The sequence below is a fragment of the Sporosarcina saromensis genome (assembly GCF_054901285.1).
In genome coordinates this window covers 1,661,826-1,674,397 of record NZ_CM142738.1, presented here as the reverse complement: position 1 = coordinate 1,674,397, position 12,572 = coordinate 1,661,826, and the positions used below count along the sequence as shown (strand labels likewise).

At 41.8% G+C, this 12,572-nt stretch carries 10 protein-coding genes; 3 read left to right on the top strand and 7 right to left on the bottom strand.

The window, feature by feature from the left end; genetic code table 11:
* Positions 1–87: 87 nt before the first annotated feature.
* Complete coding sequence (locus ACVHUV_RS08305; protein WP_462086698.1) at positions 88–957, bottom strand: immunoglobulin-like domain-containing protein; 870 nt, start codon at positions 955–957, stop codon at positions 88–90.
* A gap of 381 nt (positions 958–1,338) precedes the next feature.
* Here ACVHUV_RS08305 and ACVHUV_RS08300 point away from each other — a divergent pair, with 381 nt between their 5' ends.
* Positions 1,339–1,821: a hypothetical protein gene (locus tag ACVHUV_RS08300; RefSeq protein ID WP_317945446.1), complete on the top strand. Its 483-nt coding sequence runs from the start codon at positions 1,339–1,341 to the stop codon at positions 1,819–1,821.
* Positions 1,822–2,170: 349 nt separating this feature from the next.
* On the opposite strand, the gene ACVHUV_RS08295 is transcribed toward ACVHUV_RS08300, so the two are convergent.
* The 3 genes from ACVHUV_RS08295 to ACVHUV_RS08285 all read right to left on the bottom strand — a co-directional run bounded on the left by ACVHUV_RS08295 (position 2,171) and on the right by ACVHUV_RS08285 (position 5,709).
* Positions 2,171–3,157: an NAD-dependent epimerase/dehydratase family protein gene (locus ACVHUV_RS08295; protein ID WP_462086697.1), complete on the bottom strand. Its 987-nt coding sequence runs from the start codon at positions 3,155–3,157 to the stop codon at positions 2,171–2,173.
* A 96-nt stretch (positions 3,158–3,253) separates the two neighbouring features.
* Positions 3,254–4,465 (bottom strand): amidohydrolase, encoded by a 1,212-nt coding sequence (locus ACVHUV_RS08290; RefSeq protein WP_462086696.1) that lies wholly within the window; start codon positions 4,463–4,465, stop codon positions 3,254–3,256.
* Entirely contained in the window at positions 4,462–5,709 is a 1,248-nt protein-coding gene (locus ACVHUV_RS08285) for an amidohydrolase (protein WP_462086695.1), read from the bottom strand. The genes ACVHUV_RS08290 and ACVHUV_RS08285 overlap by 4 nt, the downstream gene beginning before the upstream one ends.
* A 565-nt stretch (positions 5,710–6,274) precedes the next feature.
* Here ACVHUV_RS08285 and ACVHUV_RS08280 point away from each other — a divergent pair.
* Positions 6,275–6,463, top strand: coding sequence for a hypothetical protein (locus ACVHUV_RS08280; RefSeq protein WP_462086694.1), 189 nt, complete (start codon positions 6,275–6,277; stop codon positions 6,461–6,463).
* 435 nt (positions 6,464–6,898) lie between these two features.
* The gene (locus tag ACVHUV_RS08275; protein ID WP_462086693.1) at positions 6,899–7,516 is read left to right on the top strand and encodes a hypothetical protein; all 618 of its coding nucleotides are present in this window, start codon (positions 6,899–6,901) and stop codon (positions 7,514–7,516) included.
* A gap of 211 nt (positions 7,517–7,727) precedes the next feature.
* Here ACVHUV_RS08275 and ACVHUV_RS08270 read toward each other — a convergent pair whose 3' ends face one another.
* From ACVHUV_RS08270 to ACVHUV_RS08260, 3 genes are all read right to left on the bottom strand, one after another.
* Positions 7,728–8,471, bottom strand: coding sequence for a hypothetical protein (locus ACVHUV_RS08270; protein WP_462086692.1), 744 nt, complete (start codon positions 8,469–8,471; stop codon positions 7,728–7,730).
* Positions 8,472–8,543: 72 nt separating this feature from the next.
* Positions 8,544–12,230 carry a multicopper oxidase domain-containing protein gene (locus ACVHUV_RS08265; protein WP_462086691.1) on the bottom strand — a complete coding sequence of 1,229 codons (3,687 nt, stop codon included), beginning with the start codon at positions 12,228–12,230 and terminating at the stop codon, positions 8,544–8,546.
* Between the two features lie 18 nt (positions 12,231–12,248).
* Positions 12,249–12,536, bottom strand: coding sequence for a hypothetical protein (locus ACVHUV_RS08260; RefSeq protein ID WP_462086690.1), 288 nt, complete (start codon positions 12,534–12,536; stop codon positions 12,249–12,251).
* Positions 12,537–12,572: the final 36 nt, after the last annotated feature.

Genomic DNA, 12,572 nt, shown 5'->3' with positions numbered 1-12,572 from the left:
CAATATCTTTATTTATAATAACTATAAAATTATACAAAAGACTATGACCACGTTGGGAATCTGCCCATGTTCTTATGCTCTAACACCCTATCTAACCTCAAACGAATCCTCCAAATAAAAGACATGCTCAGCAGAACCCATTTTACCTTGGATCTTATATAGGCCTTTTTGCAAATGAACATGATTGAACACAAAAGTTTTATCTGTGTCTGCTACTAGCAATTCAGCATCTGGGCCAATAGCAAGATAATCCATATTCCATGCCGATGGCTCAATCGCTGGTTCTCCAACAGTCTTATTTTTTATAAGAAATTCAACTTCCATCCACTCATCGCTTTCTAGTTTGAATAATTTCCAATCCTTACTAATAGAAAGATAATTGGGTCCCCAATTTTCAATGTTTAAAGTGATTTTTTCATACTGATTATAAACAGGTTTTCGGACATTCATAACAAAATTATAGTCTTCAAATGTTGTGAACAAAGGGTCATAACGGCGATCTTTAAATTCATCATTTTCATCTCGAATTGTAAGGGTATAGCGAAAAAGCTTACCTGGCTTATCCGGTATATCTACTTTCGCTTCTTCTGGATCTCTCGTCGTTATGGCGTACAGCTCTTTTGGTTTTTCTCCGTGTTTATTCACCTCTTCAAAAAGGATTTCCGCATAATAGCCTTTCTGCAGTTTCGGGAGATCTGGTACGTATGTAGATCCAGGATATACCTCAATGGCCCGGTTCATTCTTCCTTGGAGCGAGTGTCTTGTAAATACATTTCCAGTTGCATATCTTGCAGTTCCACCGTTTACTATTCCAGCAAAATTATTGATGGTAGGAGCTGTATATGCACCTTCATAATTTGGTTTAATGTCTCCGATTTCATCGACTACCTGTTGATTTTCACAAGCAGCTAAACTAAGAGCGACGAGTAAAACCATGGCGATTTTTCTTATTTTCATCGACCTTCCCTCCCTTATACCGATTAGTCGTGATAATAAACTAAAAAGTTTCATTTTTATATTAATAGAATTTTGAAGAGTATGTACTTACAAATATTATCTATTTTGAAAGTAACACTAGTATATTTTGATATTAATATCATTAATTCAATAAAAATGTTTTTGATGAATTCACAAAACCATCTATTTACTTTACTCGCTATACAAGTTAAAATTATCCTGTGTTTAAAAATGTATACTACAAGGAATAGTTGTTTTTGGGTCGGTTTGTTGCTTGTGGTTGGAGTCTTTTCAGAAGAAACTCAAGCTATAGTTACTAAACCTGTATCTGTGGAAAGCGCGGAATAGTATCTTTAGATGTAAATGAAAGGAATGATTTAATTGAAAAAGATAGGTTTTTTAAAAATACTAGTTGCGCTCTTAGTTCTGACCAACCTAATTTCAATAATTATAATAAAAGAACAGAACCATAAATTAACTGTTTACAATGAATCCTTTTTCATGAGCGTTTATGGACTAATTGATAACTATCAAAAAATCGTAGACATTGAAAAGAAATATATAGCCGAAACGAATAGCTCGGAAAAAGAAAACATGCTAAAAACAATTACTGAACTTTATCCAGTTATCTCTAAACACTCTGGTTCGGTGCGAAGTATGTTAACCTCCCAAGTTCCACAAGATGACTTTGTAGTTCTTGAGTCTGCAACGGATAAAGAGTTTCTTTTTTTTGTTGATGCAGGAACAGACACTGAAAGACAAGAACACATGGAAAATCTAGAAGTAGCATTAAAAGAATTTAAAGATTTTATTGATGAGCAAATGAAAGAACAAGAGATTTGTATTTTCGATTCATGTGATTAATAATTATTTGTATTTACACATGAATCGAGTTTGAAGAAGGCTGGGACAAAACGTTAAAAATGCTTGAATGGCAGCTGTTTAAAAACCCTTTCGTCTGGATGACGAAAGGGTTTAAAGCAAGATGCCATTCCTGATATTCAATGGTCGTCAATACAGTCAACTGTTTAATTCCCTCAAAGCCTTGCAACAGGTACCTATACAAAACTCAATTCAGTTAATACACTACAATTACATGTGAATACAAACACGAAGTTATAGGGATTAGGCTAATTCATTTCTTCCAAATTACCATACATATTGGTTGAATAAACATGAATGTTTCTCACATAGGCACCGAAACAATCAGTCTTCAATTTGACATTCCGTCTCTCGCAGCAGTTTCAAGTAATAATTTCTCGATTTCGGTCGTTGGACCAACTTTGCATGTTTCGGATTTAAGATGCACTGCCCATTTCCTTGTGTCCTCAGCAGTGTCATGAAGGGGACGAATCGAAAGCCCTTCTTGCACAGCTTTAGATGCATCTACAATAAAAAAGCCTTGTGGAAACTGTTCCGAAATAGGCATCCACAATGGGAAACGATGTTTTGCATCCGTCTCTATCTTTGCCACAATCGTATCCGAAATGGCGATTGTCTCAATTCCTTGTTTAGCAATTAATGCATCAATGAATGATTCGAATGCAACAGGTTCGGAAGCAGCATTAAAAGTCCCTGTTTTCTTCCCCTCAATCATGGTGACAATCCATTTTGCCAAATCACGTACATCAATCCATTGTACTTTCCTGTTTCCTCCCGGTATGGCAATTGGCCCTTCCTCCACAGTTCGCAAAGCCCAATAGGTGAATCTATCTGTTGGGTCATCCGGACCAACGACAATGCAAGGTCTAACAATAAGAGCTTTTTCGCCTAAACCATTCTTCACTTCATTTTCGCACATTACCTTTAGCGGACCGTACGTTACACCCGTCACTTCATCCGTCTCGACAGTATGTGTAATAATCGTGCCATGCTCATTTACATCGCCTTTTGAAAAATCATCATAAACGGAAATCGTTGAAATAAATGTATAATGATCGCTCTTTTCTCTCAGTGCCTCAATAACAGGTTTTACATCATTCGGCGTATAACCACTTGTATCAATGACAGCATCCCAATGTTCGAGGGCAGCCTGATCCATATCCGTACGACGATCCCCCACAATGCGACGGCACGTTGGAAATAAATCTGGATTTGTTTTTCCGCGATTGAATAGAACTACTTCATGTTCGTTGAGTAACAACTCCTCAACAATATGTCGACCGATAAATGATGTTCCACCAATGACCAATACTTTCAAGTAATAACCCCCATAGTATGTTGAAAAGTAATACCTTCTAAAAAGTACTTGCAACAGACACCTGCGTGTAACTTAATTCAGTTCATACACTACAATCTATTTATACAACTTCCCTTTATGCATCAACTGTCTGTTCTTCGGTAGTCTTGCAACGGCTTCTGCGCTGCAGCTTGCATCTACAAATACAAAACTAGCCTCATCGCCAACCTTTGGCCACACTTGTTCACCTTCACGATTCAAAGGGGTTACGCCTTGTGTAATCAAACTTAAACTTTCGCGTAACGACCGTTCGCTTGATTTCCCTGTGTAGTCACAGAAATTATGAACTTTCTCCAGAACATCTCCAGGAACATAAGGGCTCCAAGAGTCAAAAAAGCCATCACAGCCTAATGCAACTTTAACGCCTTCCTCTCGCAGTATATCGATCGGAATGAGCTGAGAGTTTATAGAAATAGGGATGGTAGACATAATCTCCACGTTATGCTCGCTTAATTTTTTTGCAAATTGCTTTTGCATAGGAGGCGTCAAGGCACTTAAACCAAATGCATGACTAAAAGCAGTGGTTCCTTTATAGTCTTGTTCTTGCACCATGTCCAGCCATTTATCCATCGTATAAAAACCTACTTGTCCTCTGTCGTGCAGATGCATGTCGACATCGACATTGTACTCTTTCGCAATATCCATCGTAACTTGCAAGGACTTTTCGATGTCCTTATCAATGCCAGCTGGGTCAAGTGCCCCTAAGATTGTTGCACCAGATGCCAATGCTTGTCTTAATAAGTCCGGCATTTCTTCATGCGCTAGCAAGCCATGTTGAGGAAACGCAACAATTTCATAGGTTACGTATTGCTCATAAGCTTTCAGTGCTTTTTTAACGCCTTCTAAATTTTTTAATTGAATGAAAGGATCAATATTGACATGCGTGCGTATATGATTCACACCATTGCTCAAATGGAGTTCAATCATGGCAGATGCTCTTTGTTCCGCTGTTTCAGCAAGTTCCTCTAACTCAGCCGCTTCCAGGGCCAATCGCTCAGCTAAACTCTTTACGGGGCGACAAGCTCTCCATCCGATTGAGAGATAGGTTTTATCCAAATGATTATGTAGATCTTTGAATGCAGGAAGCGCCAATTTCCCTTCCATATCCACTGCATCTTCATCTGGCACATTTTCAGTTGCGGGAATGATCGTCTGAATGCTTCCCTCTACCACTTGGATATGAAACAAATCGGTTACGGTTTGAATACTGCCATCTTCATATGTTGTTTCCCCAATTTCCAGTCGAACGTTTCGTAGCCATGTGCTCATCGGAATTCCCCCTTTAGCTCGATCTCTTCTTCATGAATGATGGTCCCTTTTGAAATGACTGTCGAAATCGGGCATTGTCTCGCAATTAGATGCGCAGAGCTAACGGCATCGACGAGTAGTGCATTTGCTGCATCCCCAACTTTTGGCCACTGTTGCTCGCCAGTGTCCGTTAATGGCGTTAATCCGCCTGTCGCATATTTCAACGACTGGCCGATATGCCACTCGTCAATATAACCAAAACGTTGAACAAACTGGTTTAGTTTTCGAATCGTATCCCCGCTTCCAAAAGGCGACCAATGGTCAATTAAGCTATCGTGTCCAAATGAAACGTTTATGCCGCGATCATACATATATTTCACAGGGATGGTAATCGGAGCTGCCCCAATTGGAACCGTTGTTGTCACATCAACATGATTTGCCGCCACTTGCTCGATCAAATGGTCTAATGCTTGTTGCGGCAAGTCTGCAAATGCGAATGCGTGACTGAGGGTTACTTCCTTGTTGAAAGACCTTTGTTTCATTTCATTGAGGATTTGGTAGATCTGAAATTCCCCTAATGTATTGCGTTCATGCAAATGAATGTCGATGGCCAAGTCGTATTTTTCGGCTAAGTCAAAAGTTGTTCTCAACACTTCTCCGCTATTCCGATCGACTAAAGCGGGGTCTACCCCTCCAATATGCGTCGCTCCCATTTGCAATGCTTTCTCAAAGATTGATAAAAATGCTGGGCCATTCCGCAATACGCCATGTTGCGGGAATGCAACGATTTCATACGTAATTTGCGCTTTATAACTGTCTAACACACGCTTCGTGATGTCCATATGTTTCGTCTCAATGTGCGGGTCAACATTCACATGCGTACGAATATGTGTATGTCCATTTTGTATATAATGCTGCACCATTGCGTGAGCTCGCTCTTCCGCTACATCCAATTGTTTCGGTAACAGTGTTGCTTCTTCTTTTAAACGCGTAAAAATCCCTTCTGTTGCGGGAGTTGGCGCTTTCCACTCACCACCGAAGTATGTTTTGTCGATATGTATATGCATTTCTTTGAACGACGGAACGAGTAATTGCTTGTTGGCATCTATCACTACTGCACCGCTTGCCTCAATCGTTGGCGCTATTTCAACAAACTTTCCATCTTCAATCAAAACATCAACGATCTTCGTTTCCGTAGCTGTAACAAACGCTTCATCATACAAATACCCTGTTTCCAAACGTACATTTTTTAATAATAAAGTCAAAACGTTTCCTCCCCTTTTATCGTTTACTTCCAAACTCAACGCAGCAAATAGCCCCTACTTCCCAAGGGAAATCAAGTCTTCAAGAAGTATACATATCCACTAATGCAATCTATCACCATTCACATCGGTTAGATGAATAGCAATGTTTTTTGCACATGCCTCAAGCATTGGTTTTCCCTATTCTACCACTAATGCTAGTAAGTTTTCATACAATAAAGAATAGAACAAATGCTCATCCGTCGCAGCAAGAAAAAGTTATCCACTCTCGCGTGAAGCGAGACACCCGCTCTCCTACAAGCATTAAGGAAAACCGGTAAATCATCTGATACTAGTCGTTTTGTCCACGGGTTTCAAACATTTATTCATATAATGTAATGATTCAAACAAAAACTCAATTCTTGTCCAGCGTTTCATTTTCATAAAACTACAGAAAGGAGAGATAAAATGCACGACCGTACTTATCAAAATGGTTATGAGGGTGCTTACGCATCTGAAAAGGATGACGACGAACAGTGTCATTCTTGCCACCAGCATGATTCTGGGTGCCACTGTAAAGGTCACCATGATGATTGTAGTTGCAGAGGTTGCCAAGCTACTAGCTGTCATTCTTGTAAATGTTGCCATCAAGATCGTTGTTGTAAAGGCTGTCACGATTCCTCATGCAAGCATCATCGCCACCAATGCCGATGTGTTTGCTGCCACCGTCATTCATGTAGAAGATTTATTTGCGATGATGACTTCAGACTCCGTTTAGGCGGATTGCAAGACGGCTTGAACTTTCGCCTTCGACAACTGATTGGTTGCAAAGTCGAGATTCAATTAGAGGATGATCAAGTCATCCGAGGGAAGATATGTCACGTAGGTTCAAATTTTGTTGAATTAATCGTCGAATCTAAATCTCCACACAATGATACCAAGCGAAAAAATGTTTCTAAAGCCGAGGATGCTGAGGAGTTAAAGGATGTAGAGGAGACTGAAGAACAAGAGAGCATGGATCAAGGCAATATGAAACGGAAAAGCCAAACCATCCTATTTTCATTGGATAAAATCAATCATTTGAAACACCATTGCGGATGCCCAGGCCCTTGCATTTGTAAATAAAATCCAACTGAACATTTTACGAAGCGATTTCTATTTTCTCTCGACTACGCGAATAGTAGTAGACACATTTTGGTAGGGGGGTACTTCCGTGAAGGCTATTTTTCAACAGATCCAGTCCCTTTTTAATCGTACAGGACGAAAACAGCCATTTCTTATCATTTATTTAAAAGATGGCACCTTCCTGAAAGCGATAGGCAAAGACCATTCACATGGTTTTTTCACCACTCATCTCTTTTCATGTAAAAAGTTTGTTGAACACCAGGATTGCTTGGTTTTGCACCCGGTCCATCCGCATAGCATGGAGCAATCCTCTGGCTCGCCAATCACAATTGCGCTACCGATGATTTGCGGGTTTCAATGGGTGAATTCGGAGCAGATCGAGGATGTTCGAGCATGTATAACAGCAAACACTCCGCTTGAGCGTGAACACAAAACGGACATCGCGAAGCCAATGAAAAGAAGAAAAGCTGCTACACAGTCGAAAAATCTGTTCGAACAACCACAGAAGAACACCAACAAAGCTTCCACCACGCCTCCCTCCTCCGTCGTCACAGATCGCGACATGCTGCAACCTGAGCCAGAACTGCTTGTAACGAAGCATCTGGAGACGGTAGTACCTTTCACCATCATTCACTTCGATCACATTAAAGCAATTACGATTAAACCGTATGAGGAAACAGACATGCAAAATTCACTTAACAACTAGGCTGGGACAAAACTCTAAATAGACCGTTCCTCTGCGCTCCAAAAGGCACGCTTTCCGCGGGGCGCGCTTGAGCCTCCTCGTCCGCTGCGCTTCCTGTGGGGTCTCAACATTCGCGCTAGAATCCCGCAGGAGTCGGCCTTTTTCCGCTCCGACTCACTCAAAAATTCGAAAAGAAACATTGGAAAAATATAAAAAAACTGCACACGGCGAATTAGCCATAATGCAGCTTTTTTTGATATGTCCCAGCCTCTTTTTTTACTTTTACCATCGTGATTTTTTCAGTGGAGATGATTTTTGTATCTTTTTCCACCTTCACAACAATTGTCTCTTTATTCACATCTGTCACGAACCCTGTTATTATTTCTTCGCCTAATGTGAGTTCAATTGTTTTTGCTTCTAAGAACAATAAATAGATTGTAAACCGCATTTCGAAAAACAGTTGCAGTAATTCTGGTGAAGAGGCAACAGTAGCACCAAAACAAAAGGTAAGGTCACGACGAAGACAAGGGTCAATTGCTAGCAAAGCTGCTTCATGGTCAGGTTCAGCAAATTTCCCAACCGGTTTCACGTTACGGATGACAAGGTATGGCACAATGATTTCCACCTTGTGATCTAAAAGGACAACAAAATCAAAGCCTGCCAAATGGACTTTTCCTTCTATGATTTGGCCTGTATCAATTTCCACTTCCACATGCAAGCTTACTAAACCTGAGAAGACCTTCAAAAATGTTTCTTCCGCAGGTCTTTCATCATCTAACGCAAGGTCAAGGAGTAATTCATTGGCTGCATGGATTTTCTTTCTTAGCTCTTTTAGTGTGCTAATCGGTAGACAGCTCGTCGGAGATGGAATTTCGACATGCGGGATTTTATCGGGACAACGGCTTTTACAACTACAAAAGTCTTCAACGGCATCTTGTTCAACAAGTGGGCGCTTATCCTCCGGTCTAGATTTCATCCCTATCACCTCCCTTCTTGCCCATCTACATGGAGCGTCAGTGCGGGAAAGAGTGCATCGCTTTTCACAAATCTACAGGAATCCATAGGAACTTGAATCGTCAAGATCGCTCGTATGATAACTGTTGAGTGGGGGTAAATGCTTTTGAGGATGCGGATGTACGCGCAAAATGCCCCACATGCCTGCTTCAATATCCCATCGAATATTGCCAGAGCGATACATATAGTCACCTGGAAATCCTGTTACTGAACCAGCCCCGCCTAACAATTGCAAATTACGAATAGCTCCAGCGACTTGTGAACCTACGAAGGATTCAACGCGCGAATTACTATCTTTCGAGTCGAAGCGCCAACGATGACCGTGCAAGTGGAAAGTATGTGACCTGCGTCTTTCTGCCGGTGTCACTAACCGAATTGTGACCGGGTCACCTACATAGCTCTCCAACAAAGGCGTCGCCGGATCTTTAAACACCTTTGAGGAAAAAAGCTGATGGAGCACTGGATGTTCTCGATAACGATTGATAAGGCGCTCAGAACGGTAATTAAATCCGCGTGATCCATTATCATACGTGTCCAGCAAATCCTCATCAATCTCTGGAGGGGCTAATAAAATACTATCCACTGGGTCGAATAGTACCTGACAGTCTTTGTCTAGTAGTCTTACCCCATCATGCATGACGAGTACAAATTCTCTCGTATCAGGAAGCAATGGGTTTCGCAAAATTACATTCGCGCCAGTAAGAACAGGCTGAAGGGTATACGGATCGATATATTCCGTCCCTCTTGGCTCCGCAATAAAGGCACCAAAAGCACCATGCCCTTTATGATTGCGGAAATCGGCCATATCCCATAATCCACAAGCCCCTACTTGGCTATCTACAAACCAACGGTAATTTCGTGTTTCACCTGGACCGACCGTTTGATCATCGTTAAATCCTACCGTTTCCCCGGAAGAGGTCTTGACGTCATAATCAATGAGCTGCGGATGGAGCGATATGCGCAAGGATGGCGGATAAAATGCTTGTTCCTTCACCTCTGGATAAGGATAAATTCCATCTTTAAACGGAAACAAATCAAACCGCAGCATACTTGTTAAGGTAATATCGACCGTATCTCCAACATTGGCTCGAATAATAAGGGGTTCTGGTTTCTTTTTCCCTTTTCGAATTGCGTCCATATCCTCACGGAGTGCAAAGATAATTCCATTGGGATCATGATCTCCGTATTGGTTGTATACTAAAGGAATCTGGAAGGCGACAATATCGAATTTGCGGACAGGTCCTTTAACTGGCAAGATAGTAGGATCTTTTGCTGGTGGCGGCAACTTCCCTGTACATTCCGGCAAAGGCTTGGAACGTTTCGGAGGCTCAGGCCGATCCGAAAGCGAAATGAGATTCGGAACTCGTTCAGCAAATGCCCGTATTAATCCCCAAAGACCGTTCCATAAATCCTCTTCCGTTTCAAAAGCCCATAAATAGTCCCCTGCTCTAGGGATGAACGTTTCAAACGTGAAAGACTCTGAAATTCCAATATGGTGTTGGCAATCAAGCCTCGACAGCATATCCCTTCTTTCCTTTAACCACCTCAACCCGTGTACATTAAAACTGTGGGATTCTTCTTGCGAGCCTTGTAAGAGCCTGATCTTAATGGGATCGCCTTCATAAGCTTGAAGAATTGGTGTAACCGGATCTCCGTGAACATGGGAACTAAAACTATATGCCGGGTCACATTCCGGACCTAGGCGGAATTGCAATGGCTCATTTTTATAATTCACTCCAAAGAGGCCAGGGTCATCCTGCGAACCAGGGAAACCTGGTGGATTGAGAGGTTTGCCACTTTTATCAAAGAGCAGCGAAAAGTCTTGTACGAACAAAACGAAGTCACGGTAATTTGGAATCAATGGGTTTTCCACAGTAACTTGTGTGCCATGGTCAACTTCTTCACCTGTTGCCGAGTCTAGAAACTTAGAAAATCGTGGATGAATGACACCTGAACCAAAAACGCCATGTTGCTGATGGGATGATGGAAATAAATGATCATGGAAGTACCATGCTTTTAATTCAACATCAGCAAAATACGAGTAAATGATCGTTTCTCCTGGTAAGACTGATGAATCGTAATTCCATCCTACATTTGCTCCATCACAAACAAGGACATCAAATTTCACAAAATGAACATGAAATCCTACTTCATATGTTCGCGTTACCAGTTGAAAAGCATCGCCATCAAGAATATGCGGAAGACGGTTCGTGAGATTTATTTGGATACATGTGTTAGCAGGCGCATGGAAGACAAGCGGTTCAGGTTCTTTTTCACCCGAACAAACCGCTTCCAAGTCTTCATCCAGGACAAACATCCGTCCTTTCGGATCATGCCAGCCTTGCTTGTTGTAAACAATGGGGAGTTCAATAACCGATACATTAAATTCTTTGACATTGACGCCTGGGGGACATGGGTCGGCAAATACTGCTCCTGGCCGAGGGTTCGGAACAGCTGCATGATGTTCTAATTCTGTTAACCCTCTACCTCCAACGATTCCGAGAGGTGGCCGTGGAGCTTTATATCCGATTTTACCCGGGATGAAATTCGGAAAGCCCGGTCTAAGTTTTGTCGGTTTTGGAGGCAACGGTCGATCTGGAAGCGGCTGAAGCGCTGCAATCGGTTCACCATTCGGATAACATTGACTGCCGTCTTGGAGGGTATCAAATACGCGGTTCATCCCCCACATTCCTGCTGCAAAGTGCGGATAAAGATGGCAGTGTATAATCGTATCTCCGATAGCCCCCTGCAAACTTCCTAACCCGTAAAGAGGCTCAATTGTATAGTGAGCCTGTGGGCTAATCGCCTGCGCATCAATAATCTCAGAAGATAAATCATGCGGGTCACTAATCCATTGATGGACATGATAGTGGAAGACATGCGTTTCTTTTAGTCCCCCATGGAATAGTCGGATTTTAGCAGGATCACCTACATATCCCCTTAAAATCGGGGCGGATGGATCGCCAAAAACCCACGAATCATGATGGACTTCCTCCCCTTCACAGTTCGGACAGACTACCCCTTCAGCAAGCAGCTGTGATCGTCTATTCTCAGGTTCATACCGATAGTTCGCTCCGTGAAATGATTCCTCTTCCTGATTGGAAATATGATTGATGGGCCGGTTTCCGGTTAGATCATTCACTTCCATTTCATCGTGGAACATCCAAACGTATTCTCTGAAGGAGGGCAGCAATGGGTGATGGATATCGGCATACACACCGCTATTGGACGGCTTCCCTGTAACTGGGTCGGTCCACCAGGAAAAACGGCACTGAACTACTAACGCTCCAAACAATCCGTTACCATTGGAACCATTCTCAGTACTCGATGGATTTCCTAAATCGGAAAAGAAATAATTGCCATCTTTTACCGCATGAATTCGATACAGAATGGATTCATTCGGTGCAACTGTCGTGTCTTTATTAAACCCCACCATCGCGCCATCAGAAGTACAGACATCATAATCCGCCTCTTGAAAATGCATACCGGTGTTATAGGGCAGTTTGTTCTCAAAAACTATTTCAACTACATCGCCTTCATTCGCCCGAATTACAAGCGGTTGCACAATCTCGACAGGTGTAAAAGGATTCTTTCTGACTAATTCTTTGACTTTATTCTCATTTTCCTTTAATACATACATAACCCCATTCGGATTGTGGTCGCCAAAGGTATTAACAACGATTCGTATCGGGATGGCAACCACGTGGTACCTTCGTTTCATTGAACACCCTCTTCTCAATTAATCTTTTAAATCAGGAATTTTGGGACCCAATTCTGTTTCAAAATAAAAAACTTCAATCTTGTCAACATGAACGAGCCACTCCTTGCGTTCCAGTGCAGGAATGCTAGTAACTTGCACATCCAACACAGCGTAATCCTCCACCACGTCTTTGATGATGCCGATAAACATGAACGGAAATGCTTCTGTTAAGATAAAAACCTTTTTTCCTTTGTTTCTTCTAAAAATCTGCACGGTTGCTTCATAACGCATCGCGTTAACCTCACCTAATTGAACAGCTTTTTCCATCTTATAAATCCTCCCTTTACGTGCGACTTTTTGAAA

Bases quoted from the DNA above. Each gene is read 5' to 3' on its own strand.
- ACVHUV_RS08305 (WP_462086698.1), bottom strand. From the start codon at position 957: ATGAAAATAAGAAAAATCGCCATGGTTTTACTCGTCGCTCTTAGTTTA.
- ACVHUV_RS08290 (WP_462086696.1), bottom strand. From the start codon at position 4,465: ATGAGCACATGGCTACGAAACGTTCGACTGGAAATTGGGGAAACAACA.
- ACVHUV_RS08280 (WP_462086694.1), top strand. From the start codon at position 6,275: ATGATTGTAGTTGCAGAGGTTGCCAAGCTACTAGCTGTCATTCTTGTA.
- ACVHUV_RS08270 (WP_462086692.1), bottom strand. From the start codon at position 8,471: ATGAAATCTAGACCGGAGGATAAGCGCCCACTTGTTGAACAAGATGCC.
- ACVHUV_RS08265 (WP_462086691.1), bottom strand. From the start codon at position 12,230: ATGAAACGAAGGTACCACGTGGTTGCCATCCCGATACGAATCGTTGTT.
- ACVHUV_RS08260 (WP_462086690.1), bottom strand. From the start codon at position 12,536: ATGGAAAAAGCTGTTCAATTAGGTGAGGTTAACGCGATGCGTTATGAA.